The organism is Chryseobacterium sp. 1B4, from assembly GCF_036631475.1.
In the GTDB taxonomy this organism is placed as follows: domain Bacteria; phylum Bacteroidota; class Bacteroidia; order Flavobacteriales; family Weeksellaceae; genus Chryseobacterium.
This window is the reverse complement of the sequence record NZ_JAPNUF010000002.1, coordinates 1-20,971: the sequence shown is the minus strand read 5'-3', so window position 1 is coordinate 20,971 and position 20,971 is coordinate 1. Positions and strand designations below refer to the sequence as shown.

At 37.2% G+C, this 20,971-nt stretch carries 15 protein-coding genes and 10 pseudogenes; 8 read left to right on the top strand and 17 right to left on the bottom strand.

All coding sequences use genetic code 11. The annotated features are described in order from the left end of the window. Window positions 1-129 precede the first annotated feature (129 nt). Window positions 130-2,550 carry a TonB-dependent receptor domain-containing protein gene (locus OWR28_RS00935; protein ID WP_332385097.1) on the bottom strand — a complete coding sequence of 807 codons (2,421 nt, stop codon included), beginning with the start codon at window positions 2,548-2,550 and terminating at the stop codon, window positions 130-132. A 698-nt stretch (window positions 2,551-3,248) separates the two neighbouring features. Then, on the bottom strand, window positions 3,249-3,464 hold the full coding sequence (locus OWR28_RS00930; protein ID WP_332385096.1) for a hypothetical protein: 216 nt from the start codon (window positions 3,462-3,464) through the stop codon (window positions 3,249-3,251). A 168-nt stretch (window positions 3,465-3,632) separates the two neighbouring features. On the opposite strand from OWR28_RS00930, the gene OWR28_RS00925 reads away from it, so the two are divergent. Continuing rightward, window positions 3,633-4,124: a DinB family protein gene (locus OWR28_RS00925; RefSeq protein WP_332385095.1), complete on the top strand. Its 492-nt coding sequence runs from the start codon at window positions 3,633-3,635 to the stop codon at window positions 4,122-4,124. A 65-nt stretch (window positions 4,125-4,189) separates the two neighbouring features. Here the strand turns inward: OWR28_RS00925 and OWR28_RS00920 are convergent, their stop codons facing one another. Both OWR28_RS00920 and OWR28_RS00915 read right to left on the bottom strand, forming a co-directional pair. After that, a complete protein-coding gene (locus OWR28_RS00920) occupies window positions 4,190-4,873 on the bottom strand; it encodes a WYL domain-containing protein (RefSeq protein ID WP_332385094.1) in 684 nt (227 codons plus the stop codon). Window positions 4,874-4,896: 23 nt separating this feature from the next. After that, a complete protein-coding gene (locus tag OWR28_RS00915) occupies window positions 4,897-5,142 on the bottom strand; it encodes an HTH domain-containing protein (protein ID WP_332385093.1) in 246 nt (81 codons plus the stop codon). Window positions 5,143-5,232: 90 nt separating this feature from the next. On the opposite strand from OWR28_RS00915, the gene OWR28_RS00910 reads away from it, so the two are divergent. The 3 genes from OWR28_RS00910 (at window position 5,233) to OWR28_RS00900 (ending at window position 6,446) form a co-directional block, all read left to right on the top strand. Continuing rightward, complete coding sequence (locus OWR28_RS00910; protein WP_332385092.1) at window positions 5,233-5,655, top strand: cyclic nucleotide-binding domain-containing protein; 423 nt, start codon at window positions 5,233-5,235, stop codon at window positions 5,653-5,655. Further along, a complete protein-coding gene (locus tag OWR28_RS00905; RefSeq protein WP_332385091.1) occupies window positions 5,636-5,803 on the top strand; it encodes a hypothetical protein in 168 nt (55 codons plus the stop codon). Before OWR28_RS00910 ends, OWR28_RS00905 begins: the two co-directional genes overlap by 20 nt. A 178-nt stretch (window positions 5,804-5,981) precedes the next feature. Next, window positions 5,982-6,446 (top strand): carboxymuconolactone decarboxylase family protein, encoded by a 465-nt coding sequence (locus OWR28_RS00900; RefSeq protein WP_332385090.1) that lies wholly within the window; start codon window positions 5,982-5,984, stop codon window positions 6,444-6,446. A gap of 53 nt (window positions 6,447-6,499) precedes the next feature. Here the strand turns inward: OWR28_RS00900 and OWR28_RS00895 are convergent. The 3 genes and pseudogenes from OWR28_RS00895 to lptB form a co-directional block, all read right to left on the bottom strand. Beyond that, window positions 6,500-8,224 (bottom strand): annotated as a pseudogene (locus OWR28_RS00895) (ABC transporter ATP-binding protein). A gap of 168 nt (window positions 8,225-8,392) precedes the next feature. Then, window positions 8,393-8,647: a hypothetical protein gene (locus tag OWR28_RS00890; RefSeq protein WP_332385089.1), complete on the bottom strand. Its 255-nt coding sequence runs from the start codon at window positions 8,645-8,647 to the stop codon at window positions 8,393-8,395. Between the two features lie 80 nt (window positions 8,648-8,727). Continuing rightward, a pseudogene (gene lptB, locus OWR28_RS00885) lies at window positions 8,728-9,453 on the bottom strand (LPS export ABC transporter ATP-binding protein); the annotation flags it as partial. A gap of 187 nt (window positions 9,454-9,640) precedes the next feature. Between lptB and OWR28_RS00880 the strand changes: the two are divergent. Beyond that, entirely contained in the window at window positions 9,641-9,934 is a 294-nt protein-coding gene (locus OWR28_RS00880) for a TM2 domain-containing protein (RefSeq protein ID WP_332385088.1), read from the top strand. Window positions 9,935-10,005: 71 nt separating this feature from the next. Here the strand turns inward: OWR28_RS00880 and hemB are convergent. Beyond that, window positions 10,006-10,994: pseudogene (gene hemB, locus OWR28_RS00875) on the bottom strand (porphobilinogen synthase). A 118-nt stretch (window positions 10,995-11,112) separates the two neighbouring features. Between hemB and OWR28_RS00870 the strand changes: the two are divergent. The 3 genes and pseudogenes from OWR28_RS00870 to OWR28_RS00860 all read left to right on the top strand — a co-directional run bounded on the left by OWR28_RS00870 (window position 11,113) and on the right by OWR28_RS00860 (window position 13,787). After that, window positions 11,113-11,463, top strand: coding sequence for a T9SS type A sorting domain-containing protein (locus OWR28_RS00870; protein ID WP_002977152.1), 351 nt, complete (start codon window positions 11,113-11,115; stop codon window positions 11,461-11,463). Between the two features lie 105 nt (window positions 11,464-11,568). Beyond that, window positions 11,569-12,475: pseudogene (locus OWR28_RS00865) on the top strand (ABC transporter ATP-binding protein). A gap of 96 nt (window positions 12,476-12,571) precedes the next feature. Then, window positions 12,572-13,787 (top strand): annotated as a pseudogene (locus OWR28_RS00860) (ABC transporter permease). Between the two features lie 121 nt (window positions 13,788-13,908). Here the strand turns inward: OWR28_RS00860 and OWR28_RS00855 are convergent. The 9 genes and pseudogenes from OWR28_RS00855 to OWR28_RS00815 form a co-directional block, all read right to left on the bottom strand. Further along, on the bottom strand, window positions 13,909-14,580 hold the full coding sequence (locus tag OWR28_RS00855) for a porin family protein (protein ID WP_332385087.1): 672 nt from the start codon (window positions 14,578-14,580) through the stop codon (window positions 13,909-13,911). Between the two features lie 23 nt (window positions 14,581-14,603). Beyond that, window positions 14,604-15,476, bottom strand: a complete 873-nt coding sequence (sucD, locus tag OWR28_RS00850) for a succinate--CoA ligase subunit alpha (protein WP_034735515.1) — start codon at window positions 15,474-15,476, stop codon at window positions 14,604-14,606. Between the two features lie 90 nt (window positions 15,477-15,566). Next, a pseudogene (locus OWR28_RS00845) lies at window positions 15,567-16,467 on the bottom strand (UDP-3-O-(3-hydroxymyristoyl)glucosamine N-acyltransferase). Window positions 16,468-16,534: 67 nt separating this feature from the next. Then, on the bottom strand, window positions 16,535-17,101 hold the full coding sequence (gene efp, locus OWR28_RS00840) for an elongation factor P (RefSeq protein ID WP_002977139.1): 567 nt from the start codon (window positions 17,099-17,101) through the stop codon (window positions 16,535-16,537). A gap of 15 nt (window positions 17,102-17,116) precedes the next feature. Next, window positions 17,117-17,452 (bottom strand): hypothetical protein, encoded by a 336-nt coding sequence (locus OWR28_RS00835; RefSeq protein ID WP_332385085.1) that lies wholly within the window; start codon window positions 17,450-17,452, stop codon window positions 17,117-17,119. A 22-nt stretch (window positions 17,453-17,474) separates the two neighbouring features. Further along, window positions 17,475-18,268: pseudogene (gene lpxA / locus OWR28_RS00830) on the bottom strand (acyl-ACP--UDP-N-acetylglucosamine O-acyltransferase). Beyond that, window positions 18,269-19,664 (bottom strand): annotated as a pseudogene (locus OWR28_RS00825) (bifunctional UDP-3-O-[3-hydroxymyristoyl] N-acetylglucosamine deacetylase/3-hydroxyacyl-ACP dehydratase). Continuing rightward, window positions 19,657-20,682, bottom strand: a pseudogene (gene lpxD, locus OWR28_RS00820) (UDP-3-O-(3-hydroxymyristoyl)glucosamine N-acyltransferase). Before lpxD ends, OWR28_RS00825 begins: the two co-directional pseudogenes overlap by 8 nt. Before the next feature lie 61 nt (window positions 20,683-20,743). Further along, window positions 20,744-20,971 (bottom strand): annotated as a pseudogene (locus OWR28_RS00815) (HD domain-containing protein); the annotation flags it as partial.

The window sequence follows — 20,971 nt, the reverse complement described above, 5'->3', positions numbered from 1 at the left end:
ACAATGTAAAAAGTAAAATGCAGTATAGCTTTCTATCCTGTCTGAAAAAATAAACTGACATTAGAAATTAATGTCAGTTTATATTTGCATAGGCAGGTTTTATGTCTTTTGAGATACTTTCTCTTTAGATTAAAAAGTATAATTGACATTGAGCTGAAAAGTTGTCCCATTAAATCCGAACTGGTTGACCTCCCAGGGATATCTGAACCTCCCTCCAAGATCTGTTACCACATCTCCTTTGCTGTCTATTACATCCGGATAAATATTAAATAAATTATTTACGACCCCGGAAACTTTAAGATCATTCGTGATTTTATAGGTTAAAACTACATCTGTAACTACCTTACCGGAAAACGTCTGATCTTTGGCAGGATCTGTAGCGTGCTGCCAGGTAACAGAACCAAAATAAGTATTATTTAAGTTAAAATTAAACTTTGTAATGTCATACGAAAGGCTCAGAATAGTTTTTGTCTTTGGCCTTGCAGAGATAATTCTGGATTGCTCTTTTCTGTCAAAAAAGTTTTCTGAGTAACCATTTTGAGCCAAAATAGGTGGAACGGCGATATTATCCACTATTTTAGTTTCATTGTAATTGAAAGCAGCAATAACTCCCAATCTTCCTTTTCCAATAGCAGAAGTATAATAATTGGCAACGAAATCTATCCCCTGAGTAACTGTATTTACAGCATTCGTGAAAAACTTCAGGGATGTTATTTTATTATTGTTTAATATGACTTCCACAGGATTTGTTAAATCCGGACTCCCCGGAGCACCGGTTTTGTAACCAATATCTCCTGAGAAAAGTACCCGGTCTTTAATTTTTATTCTATAATAATCCGCTGTAATAGTAAGGTTTTTAAAAGGTTTTACTGCAAATCCTCCGGTAATGTTAAAGGCTTTTTCGGCATTTAATTTTGGTACGCCAAGATCAGATCTTACAATTTGAGAGTCATTATTAAAAGTACCCTGATTAGCTACAGTATTCCTTGTAATTTTGGTCTGAACATTGGAATAATAAATCTGATGTAATGAAGGTGCCCGAAATCCCGTAGAAACAGATCCACGGAAAACTAATTTATCATCCAGGAACTTATATCTCGCATTTCCTTTCCAGGAAACATTATTTCCAAAATCACTGAAGTTTTCATATCTCACAGTTCCTCCAAGCAACAGGTTTTTCGTAACATCCCATTCAGCATTCACATAAGCTCCAATGTTCTGACGATTTTTATTAACTTCATTTTGAGGCTGCAGCCCTGGAAATGATTCTGCACCACTTCCTGTATAAGATGCCTCTTCTCCTGCTTTCGCCTGATAGTTTTCATTACGCACTTCTGCTCCGGCTCCTAAAACAAGCGCACCAAAATCCCGGCTGATATCTATGTTCCCTATAATATTACTGAACTGATGGCCACCAGCTTTAAAACGGGTTGGTGAATTTGCACCCAAAGAAACATTAATAGTGTTGCCTACAACATAATCTACTGCATTAGAGCCAAAAGTTGCACTCCCGTCAAAATTCCATTTTCCAAACATACCTTTCCAACCGGAGGTTAAATTATAATCATAAACATCTGTTTTAAATTCCGGCTGAAATCCATTGTAAGGCTGTCCTTTTGGAGTTAATAATCCAAAATCTGAAGATACCCAATAAGGTGTTCTATACAAAGCGAAACTGGTCCCATTTCTGTAAGTTGTACCACCAAACGCATAAAATTTACCCGTTTCACTAGTCGGCAATTCAAAATTTACAAACATATTGGCAACTTTTGTTTCCGGCTGCCCGATAATCATTCCTAAACCAGGATTAGCCTGCGTCCAGGCATTATCCACACCAAAAAGCTCATCTTTTGTAACAGCACCTGCGCGGTTGGTTTTATTTTGAGATGAAAATCCTAGTGTAAGATTTAAACTTCCATTTTTTGCAACCCTGATTCCTGTGTTGAAATCTGCTCCGATACTAAAGCCGTCTCCTTTTGAAGTAATCCCTGAAAAAAGATTGACGGTGCTTTTTCCAACGCTGTTTTTAAGAATAATATTGATTACACCTGCAATAGCATCAGAGCCATATTGTGCAGATGCCCCATCTCTTAATACTTCTACATTCTGCAAAGCTGCTGATGGGATACTTTTCAGATCTGTACCTACTTCACCTTTTCCAGGTGTATCATTTACATAAATAAGAGCACTTTGATTTTTTCTTTTATTATTGACTAACACTAATGTTCTGGATGGTCCTAATCCTCTTAAATCAGCCGGATCGAAATGAGCCGTTGCATCAGAAACAGTCTGTTGTGATGAATTGAAAGAGGGAACAGCATAGGTTAAAGCTTTGTCAAAAGTAACCTGCCCTGTAGATTTTAATTGTACAGCAGAAATATTATCAATAGGAATTGCTGAGGTAATGATGGTTCTTGGCTTAGTTCTACCCGTTGTAACCACAACTTCATCTATTTTATTTTGTTTTATGCTGTCCTGAGCATATCCCATAGCACCAGCTCCGCTTAATACTAATGCATAGATTTTACCATTAAATAAATTATTTTTCATATCAATTATTAAATATTCAATAAATCTAATAAAAAAATCAATATTAATCACGAAAATAAAATATATAATAACAATTCTATTTCATAATTGCGAAAACTATACCATTTCACAAAAACAACAATTGATCTAGAAAACATAAGGTTATTTATTAATAATATGAAAAAATAAATCAATAACACCATATTTATATAAAAAAATTAATTAGTTAACATCAGAAATAAATAGGAGTTCATTCATTCTGATAAGTAGTTTTCAACGGGTTGAGATCGCATCGTTTATGGCTTGCAATGAATGGGAATAAAAAATGGCCGGGAGAAACCGGCCATATCCAAATTATTTATTTACCTCTACGTATTGTATGATGGTCTGATTTTTGGGTTGTAGATAATGGTACTGCTGTTGGGAAATCTTTTCAGCTTATAATACTGAATATTCTTATCGGATTTAATATCTTCAAGAATTTTGGCATCAAATGTATTGTCAGGAAGGAATTTCGACAGAAAGCTTATTTTATCTACAATACTTTGTCCGTCAATCTTACGCGCAGTTTTATCAGATTTGCTTTCATCGGAGGTGGGCTGCGCTTCTAAAAACGGCAGTAAAACAGCAATATCCGCTTTATATTTAAAGATATAGCCTTCCGGCCTTCCCGGAATTTTGATCTTTTTCCTTTCTCTTCGGAAACAATGGAAGGTCCTTTACCTGAAAACAGTATTAAACTTAACGTCTTCGGAATTAATTAAAGAATTCACAGATTCATTGACCGTTTTTTTCACCGTTTCTTCTACAGCCTGCTGCGCTTTCTGTTGTACGGTTTCGGTTGTTTTCTGAACAGTCTGGTCTATTTTTTCCTCAATCTTATTGCATGATACTAATAAAAAAGTGGTGATAGCAGGCAAAATATACTTCTTCATAATTCTAATAATAGCGATTTTTATTAATATCCTTTCTTCTAACGGAAAAGTAAGTCAGGATATTTTAGCAAAGGAAAAATATTTTTTAATCCCGGAAATCCTACTGACAAACTGTTGTCATTACCTCATCTTACCTTTGTATCAACAACAAACAAAAACAATAATATTATGACAACTACAGCCACAGCCACTAAGCAATTTATGACCACAGATCAGTTACTAAAAGACTGGCAGGGACACAGAAATCTTACAAGAAGAGTAATTGAAGCTTTTCCTGAAAAAGAATTATTTGAATTTTCTGTCGGAGGTATGAGGCCTTTTGCCAAACTTGCCACAGAGATGATCAACATTGCAGGCCCTGCTTTGAAAGGGATTATTGAAGGAAATATGGAAGGTTATAGTGAAGACGGCTTCAATCCTGCTTCTAAGGAAGAGCTGTTAAAAAAATGGGATGAAGAAACAGAAGTAATCAACCACTATTTCAATCAGATTTCAGAAGAACGTTTCCAGGAGGTATTTAACCTTTTCGGACAATATGAATTCCCGGTGTATGAAAATATCCTTTATTTCATTGACAATGAAATCCACCACCGCGGCCAGGGATATGTTTACCTAAGAGCTTTAGGTATTGAACCGCCTTTCTTCTGGGAAAGATTCTAATAAAAGCCATTTCATTTATTTGCCTCAATTAAGTCTTTAAACCTCAACAGATATCTGTTGGGGTTTTATTGATGTCTTTCTGTCATTTTTCTCAGCAGTTCATTCAATCGTATGCGAAGACTATCCGGTTCAAGCACAGTAGCATAATCTGCAAAAGTAATGAGCCAGCGGGGAAAACCATCGCTCATCCATTCTGTTTCAAAAGTGAGTTCTACTCCTTGTTCGGTTTCCACTTCTTCTATAAGTCCGTAATATTTTTTAGAATTCACCAGGTGAGACATGACCTTTTTATCCACCAGAAGTTTAGCTCTTTCTTTATTTCCATTGGATTTTTTACGGTAATCATTTACCTGGCCGTATTCCTGCAAAAAAGGATTCTGTGTTTTTGAAATTTCCAGGATACGGTCTATACGAAACTGCCTGAAATCTTTCCTTAAAGTACAAAACGCCATGATGTACCAGAAATTAAATTCAAAAAACATCCCGACGGTTTCAATGGTTCTGTGGTTCACTCTTCCGTCTACCGTCTGATACTTTATAATCAGCTGTGTTTTCTCTGCGATACTTTCAAGAATAATAGGAATTACATTTTTCAGTGAGTCTCCGGAATCCGTATGAAAGCTGAAAACGTCAATCTGCTTTTCTATATTTTTGATCAGGTTTTTATCAGAATATTTCAATACTGACCGTACTTTCTCCATGGCTGCCTGATAATGATTTCCCAAACTTTGATGGGAAAATTTCTGCATCAGCTTTTCAGCAGTAATGAAGCTTAAGACCTCTTCTTGGTAAACATAATCGGAGGAAGCTTGTAACCATCCATTAGAGAATACCCGTTACCGGCCTCTCCGACAATAGGAATCCCTGCATTTTCCAGGGTTTTCACATCACGATAAATGGTTCGGATACTTACATCGAACTTTTCAGCCAAATCCTGTGCCCGCACAACAGGTTTAGACTGTAACTGGGTAAGGATAGACGTTACCCGATCAAGTTTTTTAAGGTAGTGGTCGTTCATTAGGTAACAAAGCTAAAATTCTTTTTTGGTAACTTATACATATGACAGGTTTTTTATTAAATTTATTTTTGCAAAACAGACTCTTTCTTTATGCTTCATACTCATTTTGTTCAGTCTATTGAAAAAATTTTGAAACCGGAACAGGCAGTCATGGACGAACTTGTTTCTCATCTTGAAACTAAAACTTACAGGAAAGGGGATTTTCTGCTCAAAGCCGATGAAACCTGCAGGTATTTCTATTTTATTGAAAAAGGATTGGTAAAGCTGTTTTTTGATAATGGTGATAAAGATTTCATCATGACATTTTTTGCAGAAAATGCATTCTTCGCTGAACTGAGTGGTTTTCTTACAGGGCAGCCGTCGAAATATATGATCGTAGCTCTGGAACCTACTGATGTTCTGCGTGTGCATAGAGACGTTGTTGAAGGATTGTGTAAAGTATCACACAGCGGAAACACTTTTCAGCAAACTGTATTCAAAGGCTCCGGTCAATATGATGGGAAGGATCAGTGAAATGCTGGAAGATGACGGAAAAAAACGCTATCATAATTTTCTGAAACAAAGACCTGATCTTATCCGGCGCATCAGCCTTGGAGATCTTGCAGATTATATCGGAATCACTCAGGTTTCTTTGAGCAGGATCAGGGCACAGAAGTTTTAGAAAGGAAGCTGGAGGCAGGAAGAGGAAAGTTATTGAACCGAATATATATCATCTACCTAATAGTAACTTCTAACATCCAGTTTTTAAAATCTTTCTTTTTAAAATTTATCATTTGTAAAAAAATTCAGGAAAATACAGTTCTACATTTGTCACATAATTAATCAAAAAAACAAATATTATGTCACAAAGAATCAACGCATTTGCGGTAGGAAACAAAGCTGTAAATGCCCTTCACAACATGGGATTTCAGGTACAGAACTCTTCGCTGGATAATTCATTTCTTGAACTGGTGTATTTCAGGGTTTCCCAAATGAACGGATGTGCTTTTTGCCTGGATATGCATTCCAAAGAATTAAGAGCGAAAGGAGAAACGGAACAGAGAATATTTCTGGTAAGTGCATGGAGAGAGTGCTCATTTTATACTGATAAAGAAAAAGCCGGATTATTATGGGCAGAAACTTTAACGGCTTTAAATGGTAAAGAAGTGAGTGATGAAATCTATACAAAAGTAAGTCATTACTTTTCCGAAACCGAAATGGTAGATTTAACCATGGCTGTCATTGCGATTAACAGCTACAACAGAATCAATATTGCCTTTGGAGCGGATGTAGGAGCCTATCAGGTTTCTGAAAAAGCCCAGTAAACAATTCTAAAAATCTAAAAAATGTAAAAACTCAGCCTGACCGCTGAGTTTTTTTAATTTTCTTTAAAAGTATTGACCAGTTTATCCAGATTCAGGCTGCGGGCGGAAGCATCAAAAATTTCACGGTAAGTACCTTCTTTATTGTAGAGTTCATCATGAGTTCCGTTCTCTACTACTCTTCCTTTTTCATTACATAAATGATATCAGAATCCAGGATCTGTGACAGGGAATGAGAAATAATGATAACTGTTCTTCCTTCTTTTATCGCATCCAGAGAATTTTTAATCTGTTCCGTAGCAATGGCGTCCAGGCTGGCGGTCGGTTCATCCAGAAAGATGATAGGAGGATTTTTAAGGAACAGCCTTGCAATGGCAATTCTCTGCTGCTGTCCTCCGGAAAGTTGCGTTGCATCATGCTGATACTTCTCGGGAAGATCCATAATCTGCTCGTGCAGATAAGCTTTTTTGCGGCTTCCTGAATTTCTTCAAAACTTGCATTCATATCTCCATACCGGATATTATCTTCAATACTTCCCTGGAAAATATGATTTTTCTGAAGAACAAGTCCCAGGTCACTTCTCAGGAAAGTATTGTCATATTCATTAAGGTTTACTCCATCCAATACAATCTCTCCCGAATCGGGAAGGTAAAATTTACACAAAAGATTGATGACTGTTGATTTTCCTGCGCCACTCAGCCCTACCAAAGCTGTTGTTTTCCCGTTTTCAATTTTCATGGAAACATTATGTAAAGCCTTTGTACCGTTGGGATAGGTAAAATCAACATTTTTCAATTCAAAAGTTCCTTTGATTTCTCTTTCTGCAAAATTTCCATTCGGTTCAGCTTCGTCATCAGCATTTAAAATATCGAAATAACCTTCGGCATAAATCATGGCATCATTCATATCATCATAAATCCTGTGCAGCTGGCGGATGGGTGCCGAAACATTGTTAAAAAGCATGATATGAAGCATAATAGCACCAATAGTCATTTGCTGATCAAGAACCAGATAAACGGTTAAAAGAATGATCAAAACCACCCCGAACTGCTCAATAAAGGTTTTCAACCCATCATAAATAAAGTTGGTTCTTCTTGTCACCATCTGGCTTTCCATGAGCTCCATCTGAAGATCATATTGTTTCTTTCCTTCAAATTTTTCACGGACAAAACTTTTAATCACCATAATCGAATTGATCAGGTTCAGAAGTCCTGACGTTTTTCTTTCCCTTTGATTTCTAAGCTGACGGCGGACCCCGCTCAGTTTTTTAGCCTGCAGAGAGCTGATGTAGAAATAGATAGGAACAATAATAGTGGAAACAAGCCCCACATACACATTCTGCATGTACATAATAACCAGCGCTATGATGGCATTGGAAAATAATGGTAAAATATCAATAAAAAAATTCTGCACCAGTCTCGTAAGGCTTTCTATTCCACGGTCTATCCTGATCTGTAATTTTCGGATTCATGGTTTTCGTCATTAAAATAGGCAACTCTGTAAGTCAAAATTTTATCAATCGCCGATTGTGCCAGCACAGAACTGACATTGATCCTGATCTTTTCCCCATAAAATTTCTGTCCGAAATTGATAAAAATATTCAAAAGTTCCTTTCCCAATAAAATAACGGAAATAATGATAAGAATATGAATTCCTTCCGACATCGGATGTGGGAGATGCGTAAGCTTGGTAACCTCATCTACCGTGTATTTTAAAACAATCGGGTTGACCTGTGCGGCCAGAGCGCCGAGAAAAGTAAGAAACAGGGTTCCGTAGATCATTAATCGGTAAGGTCTGATGAACGGGACAAGCTGCTTATAAATTCCGAATAAGGTAACGGTTCTGTTAAAAGGTTTAGCCATAGAAATCATTTTAAATGAAAAACGTACCGCTTTCAAAAGAAAAAGGTACGTTTTATTATCATGTTCAGCAAATAAATGCTTTATATTTTATCCTTCATACATATAAGTCGTAAGGTAATGCAGTTCTTTTCTGCTGGCTTCTTTAGATTCTGCTTCCGCCTGTTCAAGAGAATATTGGCTGTTGATTTCTTTTTTCTGGAAAACAAAGGAGTTGTTGGCATTCTTATCTACAACATCATTAAAGATATGTTCAATTTCAGAGTTGGCTAATGAAGCAAAACTGATATCCTCGAAGCCATACATGAGCCTCAGATCATCAAACTGTTTGAAATTTTCATCCACAAATCCCTGCAGCTGTGCTTTTGAATCAAAGTTTCCTGCCCAGATGTTATAGGCATATTTTTTCTTTTAGGCTTATCTAAAATACTCTGATATACGAAGTTTTCACCCAGATAAGTCTCTCTTACCTGCGGGTCGTTCGCTAGGTCTTCAGGAAGTCCTTCTTTAAGGATCTTTCCTTCAAACATAATGTACGTTTTATTGGTAATTGCCAGGGTCTGCTGTACGTTGTGATCGGTAATCAGGATTCCGATGTTTTTATCAACAAGACTTCTTACAATTTTCTGGATATCTTCCACAGCAATAGGGTCTACTCCGGCGAAAGGCTCATCCAGAAGGATAAAGTTCGGACTTGTGGCAAGACAGCGTGCAATTTCTGTTCTACGCCTTTCTCCTCCGGAAAGAAGATCTCCCCTGTTTTTACGAACATGCTGCAAAGAGAATTCTTCTATCAGTTCATCACATTTGATCTGCTGCTCACGTTTTGAAAGCTTGGTCAGCTGCAATACTCCCATAATATTTTCCTCCACAGAAAGCTTTCTGAACACTGAAGCTTCCTGAGCAAGGTACCCGATTCCCTTTTGAGCTCTTCGGTACATAGCATCCGTAGTGATCTCCTGTTTATCCAGGAAAATCTTTCCTGAAGTTGGCTTAACCAACCCTACGATCATATAAAACGATGTGGTTTTTCCTGCTCCGTTAGGACCCAGCAAACCAACAATTTCTCCCTGTTGAACCTGTACAGAAACGCCTTTTACAACTTTTTTAGGACCGTATTCCTTGATTAAGTTTTCTCCTCGTAAAATCATAAGGCAAATATATCAAAAATATAAACTCGCAGATAGGCGAAAAAACAAAAAGGCTAAAAGGCAAATAGCAGAGGGGGAATTAAGTGAATTGGCAATTTCGGCTTTCCATTCTTTTGCTTCCTGTAACTTTTTATCATTTTAAACTACTTATTATAAAACATATCAATCAATTACAAAATACTAAGCAATGGAAAATTACGGTTACACAAAAACAGAAGATGTACAAAACCAGCAAAGCGGTGTCCCTTACCGTTCGGAAAAGAAAATCCCTGCTGCTCTGTTGGGAATTCTCGTAGGCTGGCTGGCTTTAAATAAATTTTACCTGGGCTATAAGAAAGAAGCTGTTATTCAGCTGGTCCTTAACATTGTCACTTTTGGAGCAGCCTCTGTTATCCCTTTTATTGAAGGTATTTTATACCTCTTTATGAGTGACAAGCAATTCGATGACACGTATGTGTATGGCAAAAAAGGATGGTTATAAGAAATAATGAACTTAATAATAAAAAGCCGGCTGTTCTGATCAGAACAGCCGGCTTTTGAATGAATATCATCTTATTTGTTTAATAAGACCGCCGCTTCTTTTGCAAAATAGGTAAAGATCATATCTGCCCCTGCTCTTTTGAAGCACGTTAAGCTTTCAATGATTGTTTTGTCGTTATCCAGCCAGCCGTTTTGAGCAGCTGCCTTTACCATGGCATATTCACCACTTACATTGTATACTGCGATCGGAAGATCAATGGCTTCACGCACTTTGGAAACAATATCCAGATAGGGCAATCCCGGCTTGATCATGATAACATCTGCACCTTCGTCGATATCTTTAAATACCTCATTCAATGCTTCACGGGTATTGTGAAAATCCATCTGATAGGTTTTTTATCTTTCGGAATTTCCATGTTGTCTTTCGGGGCACTGTCTAAAGCACTTCTGAAAGGCCCATAGAAAGAGCTAGCATATTTGGCAGCATAGCTTACAATTCCTACGTCTGTAAATCCGTTTTCTTCCAATGCTTCACGGATAACCTGTACCCTTCCATCCATCATATCACTTGGTGCCACAAGATCAGCTCCTGCTTCTGCGTGAGATACTGACATTCTTGCCAGTGCATCATTGGTGGCATCATTCAGGACTTTTCCGTTCTCAATGATTCCGTCATGTCCATAGATCGAGTAAGGATCCAGCGCTACGTCAGGCATAACTATCATCCCCGGAACGGCATCTTTAATGGCCTTGATCGTGTTCTGCATCAATCCGTCTTTGTTCCATGCTTCTTTTCCTGTATTGTCTTTCAGATGTTCTGACACTTTCATGTACAAATTGACAGCTTTTACTCCCAAAGAAAATAATTCCTTACATTCCTTCACTGTTAAATCTACACTGCGCCTGAAAATTCCCGGCATAGACGGGATTGCCTCCTGCTTGTTTTCGCCCTCCATTACGAAGATCGGCATTACAAAATCATCAGTTGTAAGCACACTTTCTCTTACCAGACTTCTGATAGATTCATTAACTCTAAGTCTTCTATTTCTTGAATGTATCATTTTGGAATACTTTTTGAATAAGTTTCTACAAATTTAATATAAGTTCTGCAAAAAACTATTGTATGAAATTGCAGAATGTATTACATTTGTTATATATATTCGAGAAATTATAAATTTGATGAAAAAACTTTTACTTTTATTTCTATTTGTAGGCACTTTTGTTGGATTTTCCAACAATTTTAAAGCTCAGCTTAGGGAGCCGGGTTCCATCACTCAAAAGGCGGATGATGGTGTATTGCTTGCTTATCCAAATCCTGCAAAGGATTTCCTTATTATTAAGGCAAAAGATTCTTCTTTAAGGATCAAAAGTGTGACTTTCTATTCAATTTTGGGTATGCAGGTTGCCAATTATACTGTGAACATGAATTCCGGAGAGATCAATATTGAAAAATTGAAACCCGGAAAGTATATGATCCGTTATATATTAAGTGACAACACGCAGAAAGTTACTCAAATCGTGAAACAATAAATTAAAATCCTGATAATCATCAGGATTTTTCTTTACATTAATTCTGTTTTAATATTTCCGTAACTTTCGGAACTTTTTTATACTAATTGTAAAAAGAACAATTTAATGCTAAAAGCTGAACATATTAAAAGACCTATAATGCCGGAAAAAGGTCGCTCTGGATGATTTCAGCATCCATGTACCAAAAGCCAGTATTTACGGCCTTTTAGGTCCTAACGGAGCCGGAAAAACTTCTTTTATCCGTATCATCAACCAAATTACTCAGGCAGACTCAGGCGATATTTTTATTAACGGGCAGAAACTGAACCCAAGCCATATTAAAGATATTGGCTACATGCCTGAAGAAGAGAGCTGTATAAAAACATGACGGTTGGAGATCAGATCCTTTATTTCGGTGAACTGAAAGGCATGACCAAAAGTGATGCTTTGAATGAAGCCAAAAAATGGTTTGAAAAACTGAATATTGACCAATGGTGGAAGAAAAAGCTTTCAGAACTTTCTAAAGGGATGGCGCAAAAATTCAGTTTGTAGTTACGGTTCTTCACAGACCGCACCTTTTGATTCTTGATGAGCCTTTTTCAGGTTTTGATCCGGTAAATGCCAATTTAATCAAAGATCAGATCATTGATCTTAAAAATAACGGTACAACCATCATTCTTTCTACCCACAGGATGGAAAGTGTGGAGGAAATGTGTGATTATGTGGCTTTGATCAACAATTCGAAAAAAATCATTGACGGAAGGGTTTTTGATGTAAGAGAAAAATTCAAGAAAAATATCTTCGGTATTACTCTTTCTGAAGTCAGTAATGATCAGTTTGAAAATTTCAGAAACAAATATGAGATTTTCAATGTATCAAATGAAAACAATCTTGTTTCCTTTGACCTGAAAAACGAAGAAAGCCAGAATAAATTCTCCTTGACCTTGTACAGGTAGGTAAAGTAAGATCATTCGACGAAAGAATTCCAAGTATGAATGAAGTGTTTATTAATGCTGTAAGTAACCATTCTTAATTTTATGAATAATATTTTTTAATTACCAAAAGAGAATTTCTGACACAGGTTAAGAAAAAATCTTTCATTATATTGACCCTGCTTGCTCCTATCATGATCATTGCTTTCGGGGCTGTGATCGGATTAATGTTTAAGGCAAACGAGTCACATAGTATTATAGAGGTGGTTGACAAGAGCGGACTGTTTACCAACCAGCTGAAATCCAATGATAAATTAAATTACGTTTTGTTTCTGCAGCCGACGAAAAATCCAAAATTAACAATTTAAAAGGCAATGAATCTCTGGATGGCATCCTGATTCTCCCGGAACTGAAAAACCAGAATTTTGACGAGCTTGAAAATGATACCAGACTGATCATCAATAGCAAAATAGGATTTGATACGAAACAGAGAATTGTATCTGACATCAGCAATGTTGTCAGAAAAGAAAAAATCAAGCAGCTGGGTATCCAGGAAGTTCAATTGAATAATCTGGATAAAAGCTTTACCTTAAAAACCATCAATGTTACAGATAACAATAAGGAGGACTCTGATCTTGTCTTTGGAGTTAAATCCGGGCTGAGCATGGTGCTGATGTATGTCACTTTCATGTTCATCATTATTTATGGGGTAAGGGTAATGAGAAGTGTGCTTGAGGAAAAGAATAACCGTGTTGTGGAAATCATTATTTCTTCTGTAAAGCCTTTTGAACTGATGATGGGCAAAATTCTAGGGGTAACGATGGTTGCACTGACACAATTTATAATCTGGATTACAATGTCAGTAATTGGTGCACTGGTATTAAATACAGGTTTTCTCCTATTCAGAAAAATATTCCGGGAGGAAATGAAGAACTTGCAAGCAAACTGGATGTAGGACAGCTTGCTACCCAGATTTCTCATAGCTTACTGGAGCTGAACTTCCCGCTAATCATCTTTGTATTTATCGTTTTCTTCCTTTTAGGGTATATCTTCTACAGTTCTATTTATGCTGCAATCGGTTCTGCTGTGGATAACGAAACAGAGACGCAGCAATTTACCTTATTTGCGATTTTACCTTTGACATTAGGGATGTATGGAAGTTTTTCTTTGATGAATAATCCTGATGGTCCGTTAGGTTTCTGGCTGTCAATTATTCCGTTTACTTCACCGGTGGCTATGATTGCCAGAATCCCGTTTGGAGTCCCTGTCTGGCAAATAGTATTATCTATTGTACTATTGCTGGCAACCACTATTTTTATGATCTTTCTGGCAGGAAAAATTTATCGTGTGGGTATTTTGATGTACGGAAATAAGGCTACTTTAAAAGAGCTTTGGAAGTGGATTAAAGGGTAATTATGCTAAATGGTGAAATCGTAACAGCGAAAAGGCTGAGAAAATTATTCGATTGTCCAAAAGATATATAAAATAAAAATCCCGGAAACTTCGTTTCCGGGATTTTTATTCTGAAATATTTCTATTTGAATATATAGCTTAAAGTAAGGGCAATTACCTGCTCTGATTTTTTCTTATCAGTACCTTTGGTTTCTTTAGCAAGACCAGGATAAGTGTCTCCCAGACCTAAGTCATATTTTAAAGCGACCTCCAGTTGTCTTTTGTAGCTATATCCTACTCCCAGTCCTAGTCCCCAGTTAAAGCTGTTTGCCTTTCCGTTTACGCCTGCCGGCTGATTAGGATCGGTAACATCCGGGTCATAATAAGGTCTGCTTACAGGAACATCTTTAACGTTCTGACTTAGCAAAAAGTTAAATCTTGGTCCTATCAATCCAAAGAATTCTGATTCTGCTTCAGAAAAATATCCTTTGAAATAAAGAGGCACGCTCAGGTAGTTATTTGCATATACTGCATCATAACCGCTTACTCCTTTAGCATCTTTATCTTTTCCTGTTTCTCCTGCACCATAGTACTGAACTTCAGGTTGAATAAAGAACTGGTTAGCCTTTCCTACGGGAATCATTGCCAAAGCTCCAGCCTGGAAAGTATATCTCGGCCCTGAAGGGTTATGGGCATTGGATACTCTGGAGTAGTTTAAACCTCCTGTAACACCGAATCTTGTGTTATTCCATTGCACTTGTGCAAAAGATAAAGCAGAAAGGGTCAAAGCTGAGGCTAATAAAAGTTTTTTCATATGCTGTGATTTTAATTTTTATGTTATCCTAGAACTTTTGCTACAGTAGCACCGATATCAGCTGGAGAATCTACTACGTTGATACCGTTTTCTCTCATGATTTCCATTTTTGCCTGAGCTGTATCTTCAGCACCACCTACGATAGCACCAGCGTGTCCCATTGTTCTTCCTTTCGGAGCCGTTTGTCCGGCAATGAAACCTACAACCGGCTTAGTAGATCCGCTTGCTTTGTACCATCTAGCAGCTTCAGCTTCAAGACCTCCACCGATTTCACCGATCATTACAACAGCTTCAGTTTCAGGATCGTTGATAAACAGTTCTAATGCTTCTCTGGTAGTAGTTCCGATGATTGGGTCACCACCGATACCGATTGCAGTAGAAATACCGTAACCTGCTCTTACAACCTGATCAGCAGCTTCGTAAGTAAGAGTACCTGATTTTGAAACGATACCTACTTTTCCTTTTTTGAAAACGAAACCTGGCATAATACCAATTTTAGCTTCTTCAGAAGTAATGATTCCAGGGCAGTTTGGTCCGATTAATCTGCAGTCTCTGTCAGCGATATAAGATTTTACTTTTACCATATCAGCTACAGGAATACCTTCAGTAATACATACAATTACTTTGATTCCTGCTTCAGCAGCTTCCATAATAGCGTCTGCTGCAAATGCCGGTGGTACGAAAATGATACTTACGTTTGCTCCTGCTTTTTCAACAGCGTCAGCTACTGTATTGAATACCGGTTTTCCCAAGTGCTCGCTACCTCCTTTTCCCGGAGTAACACCACCTACTACGTTTGTTCCGTATTCAATCATCTGACCAGCATGGAAAGTTCCTTCGTTCCCTGTAAATCCTTGTACAATTACTTTAGAATCTTTGTTTACTAAAATTGACATTTTATTGTTGTTTTAATTTATTTATTATTTTATTAATGCTCACAAATTTACTTAAATTTCTTTGATTTCGGATAAAACCTTTGGAATTGTTTATTTGAGATTTCTCAGCTTTACTTCTTTTTCAGATAAGTCTTGAAATCTTCTGCAAACATCCCGATATAGGTTCCTTTTTCCAGATCTCTGTTGACTCCTGTTTTTCCCAAAAGCACGGATCCAGACTCAATTTTATTGCCGGAAGCAATTCCTACCTGCCCCCATAATGTCACTTCATCACCGATGATGCAGCAACCTGCAATTCCCACCTGAGAAGCAATCAGACATTTTTTCCGATAACGGTATCATGTCCTATCTGAATCTGGTTATCCAAAACGGAGCCTTCTCCAATGATGGTTGAGTCTGTAACTCCTCTGTCAATGGTACAGCCGTTTCCGATTTCCACGTTGTTTTCAATAACAACATTTCCAACAGAAATCAGTCGATCAAAATTTCCGTTTAATTTTCTGTAATAAAATGCATCACCTCCTAAAACGGTATTGGACTGGATGATCACATTATCACCGATTTCCGTACGGTCTCCAATAACAACATTTGGAAAAATAAGGGTATTTTTTCCAATTTTCACATTGTTTCCAATTACTGCAGAAGGATGAATTTTTGTTCCTTCTCCTATTTCAACATCGTGAAGTTCTTCTGTAAAGTTATATATTCTGGTGAAATGAGTATTGATTTTATTAAAGTCCCTGAAAGGATCCTCAGAAACCAAAAGCGCTTTGCCTTCCGGGCATTCTACTTCTTTATCAATTAAAATAATAGTCGCTGCCGAGTTTAATGCTTTGTCATAATATTTAGGGTGATTCACAAAAACGATATCACCTGGTTTTACCATGTGAATTTCATTGGTTCCCAATACTTCAAAATCTTCAGGCCCTACAAATGCTGAGCCTATTAAATCTGCAATGGTTTTAAGCTTTTGCGGAGAATGGAATCTCATAACAATAGATTTTCTTATAAAACAAAATTCGGAGTGCTGATGCAAACCGAATTTATGTAAATTTTATTTATTCTTTTACTCTTTCTAAGTAGCTTCCGTCTTCAGTGCTTACTTTAATTCTGTCTCCCGGTTCAATGAACAAAGGAACCATTACTCTTGCTCCGGTTTCAACGATTGCGTTTTTAAGAGCGTTTGTTGCAGTGTTTCCTTTTACTCCCGGATCAGCTTCAATAACATCAAGGTATACAGACTGTGGAAGTTCAGCAGAAAGCGGAGTCTCATCAGCTTCTTTCAGAATAATGGTTACTTCTTCACCAGCTTTCATAAACTGAGAGTTCTCAATCATTTCTTTGTTGATGTATAGCTGAGAGAAATCATCATTGTTCATAAAGTGGAATCCGTTCTCATCATCATACAGATACTGGAATTTTCTGGTGATTACTTTTACTTCATCAATTTTGTGTCCAGCTGAGAAAGTATTATCAATTACTTTACCATTAGTTACTGACTTTAATTTTGTTCTTACGAAAGCAGGTCCTTTTCCCGGTTTTACGTGAAGAAACTCGATTACTTTATAAATATCATTGCTATACTCTATGCACAGCCCTTTTCTGATATCGTTACTTGTTGCCATTAATTATGTAAATATTTATTTTCTTTTATTAAACTGTATTCCCTGCCCCTGAGGCATCATTCTGTTAAATATATTATTATTGAACGTATTCACATTGTTATTCAATCTGTTTACATTCATCTGAATATCAGATTTATACTGATCGGCTGTTCCGAAAATGGAATTTCCTGTATTTTTCTGTTTCAGAATACCCTTTAAATTATTCTTTGCAATACTATCATTAGACTCTCCGGAAAGCTTTCTTTCTATGGTAAAAGGCTTTTCTTTTTTTACTGTTTCAGTTTTTTCTGTCTGTTGTCCGAACAAAAAAGATGTCGCAGAAAGTGCAGTAAGTAGAATTAAGCTTTTCATTGTCTGATAGTATTGGGTTACATTATTCCCTGTCCTTTCCGGTACCGTACCCTTTTACAATACCTCTTGGTGAATTTTGAATAAACTGTAAGATTTCATCCCTTTCAGCCGTTGGAAGCATTTCTTTTTCAATATGTGAAATAGCCTGAGAAACGTTCATCTTCATCTGGAAAATAGCTCTGTAGATTTTCTGGATTTCGAAGATTTTCTCATTGGTAAATCCTCTTCTTCTTAAACCAACAGAATTGATCCCTGCATAAGACATAGGTTCTCTTGCTACTTTTACATAAGGCGGGATATCTTTTCTCACCAAAGTACCTCCGGAAATCATTACGTGCTTTCCGATTTTACCAAACTGGTGAACGGCTGATAATCCTCCCATTACCGTATAATCTCCGATCTCCACATGTCCTGCAATACCGCAACCGTTTACAATGATAACGTGATCTCCGATAACACAATCATGGGCTATATGCGAAGTAGCCATAATAAGGCAGTTAGCACCTATCTTAGTATATCCCAGAGCCTTTGTCCCTCTGTTTACGGTAACGCACTCTCTGATGGTTGTATCATCACCGATAATCACCTGGGTATCTTCACCGTCAAACTTCAGATCCTGAGGAATTGCAGAGATTACTGTCCCGGGAAAAATCCTGCAGTTTTCCCTATTCTTGCTCCATCCATGATGGTAACATTCGGACCAATCCATGTTCCTTCTCCAATTTCTACGTCCCCTGCAATGGTAGTGAAAGGTTCTACGATTACATTTTTGCTGATTTTCGCACGTTTATCAACGGCTGCTAATTGATGAATCATTTAATCAACTTTATTTTTTGCAACTTGAGCCATAAGCTCTGCTTCTACTGCTACAGTGTCTCCTACATATCCATACCCCTGCATATGAACAATTCCTCTTCTGATAGGCTCTATTAATTCAATTTTGAATATCAGCGTATCTCCCGGAATTACTTTTCTTTTGAATTTCACCTTATCAATTTTGATGAAATAGGTAGAGTAGTTTTCAGGATCCGGAACGCTGGCCAGTACAAGAATTCCTCCTGTCTGTGCTAATGCTTCTACCTGAAGAACTCCAGGCATTACAGGTTCTTTAGGGAAATGTCCAACGAAGAACGGCTCATTCATTGTCACATTTTTCAGGCCTACTACATGTGAGTCTGAAAGTTCAAGAACTTTATCAATCAATAAGAACGGAGGTCTGTGAGGCATAAGCTTCATGATTCCGTTGATATCGAATACCGGCTCCTTGGTAAGGTCAAAATCCGGAACGTTTTTCTTTTTCTGCAATTTCCACTGGCGGTTTAGTTTTTTCGCAAACTGAGTATTCACATAGTGCCCAGGCTTGTTTGCGATAACTTTACCTTTATTTTTACACCTGCCAAAGCAAGGTCACCGATTACGTCCAGTAATTTGTGTCTAGCAGCTTCGTTAGGATAGTTTAAATTAAGATTGTCAAGAATACCGTTTGGTCTGATGGATACATTATCTTTTCCAAAGGCTTTCTTTAATTTTTCTGTAGTTTCAGGAGTAAGATCTTTATCTACATATACGATGGCATTGGAAATATCTCCACCTTTGATCAAACCGTGATCTAAAAGCATTTCCAACTCGTGCAGGAAGCTGAATGTTCTTGCTGATGAGATTTCGTCTTTAAATTCTGAAATATTTTTAAGAGTGGCATTTTGAGTCCCTAATACTTTAGTCCCAAAATCTACCATTGTAGTTACTTCATAAGTATCTGAAGGAATGATTGTGATTTCCGAACCTGTAGCCGGATCACTGTAAGTAAGAACTTCTTTTACAACAAGATACTCTCTTGCTACACTCTGTTCTGCAACTCCAACACTTTCGATAGCTTCCACAAAGTATTTTGAAGATCCATCCAAAATAGGAGGTTCAGAGGCATCCATTTCTAAGATTGCGTTATCAATATCACAACCAACAAGGGCTGCTAAAGGTGTTCGCAAGTGGTAATTTTTACCCCTAATTTTTCTAATGTAGTTCCTCTTTCTGTTGCTACAACATAATTTACATCTGCTTCTACCTGAGGATGTCCCTCCAAGTCTGTTCTTACAAAAACAAAACCTGTATTCTCTTTGGCAGGTTTAATGGTAAGTTTTACTTCTTTACCCGTGTGAAGACCAATTCCAGAAAGAGTTACCTCTTGCTGAAGTGTTTTTTGCATATCACTCATTAGTATTATCTTTTGAGTTATTCTCAAGATTATTTATTCTACTTACTATTCCAGGCAGGTTTCTGAAATGAACATAGCTTCTCAAATAGTCATTATAACTGATTGCCGGCGAACCATACAATGTTTCCCTGTCGTTAACACTGGAATTTACACCGCTCTGAGCCTGGATTTTTACCTGATTTCCTATTTTAATATGTCCTACAACGCCTACCTGGCCGCCAATCTGGTTCCAGTCACCAATTGTGGTAGAACCTGCAATTCCTGCCTGGGCTGCAATTACGTTGTTCTGACCAATTTTCACATTGTGGGCAATCTGAATAAGGTTATCAATTTTGGTTCCTTTACCGATAATGGTAGAACCTATTGTAGCCCTGTCAATACTACAGTTTGAACCGATTTCAACATCGTCTTCAATAATAACATTCCCAAGCTGCGGTATTTTGAAGCCTTCGGCTGTTGGCTGGAAACCAAATCCGTCTCCGCCAATTACCGTATTCGAATGAATTACACAGTTATCCCCGATAATACAATAGTCATAAATCCTGGCACCACTGTCTATCTTACAGTTTTTACCGATTTTTACTCCTTTTCCTATATATACATGCGGATAGATCTGTGACCCTTCCCCTATTTTAGCTTTCTCGGAAACATAAGTAAATGCTCCGATATAGGCCTTATCTCCTATGACAGCTGTATCGTGAATGGAAGAACCATTTTCAATACCTTCTTTTCCCCTGCATTTCCTGATATAAATTCATCAGAATCTGAAAAGAAAGATAGGCATCTTTTACAACGATTAGGGTAGGATTATAATGATTTTTCTCCAGAAGTTTTTCCGAAACGATGATAACAGAACATTTTGAGCTATCCAAAAAATGAGAAAACCGATCTTGTGCTATAAAAGAAAGATGTCCTGATTCCCATTTTCAATTGGTGAAACTCCTGTAATAAGCGCATTCTCGTCACCTATTATTTTTCCGTCAATAAAACTTGCAATTTGCGAAGCTGTGAATTCCATATTCTGCAAAGATAAGAAATTCTATAATTTGCAAACACGTTTTAGTTTCAGATCGTAAATTTTAATATTCTTTAAGAATCCATTCCGGAGATATCTCTTGAAACATAAGGATATAGCGGGTTGTCTTATTCACCATCAACCCTGATAAAAGCTGATCCTCTGACTCATGCAGCCTTGTTCTTTTACCATTTTTTTGCAGCAGATAGATCGGCTGTTTCTCGGCATGATAAGGGAGCAGTTTTCTTTTAATTTCATGAACCAATTCATTACCATTATTGATTCCGAAAAA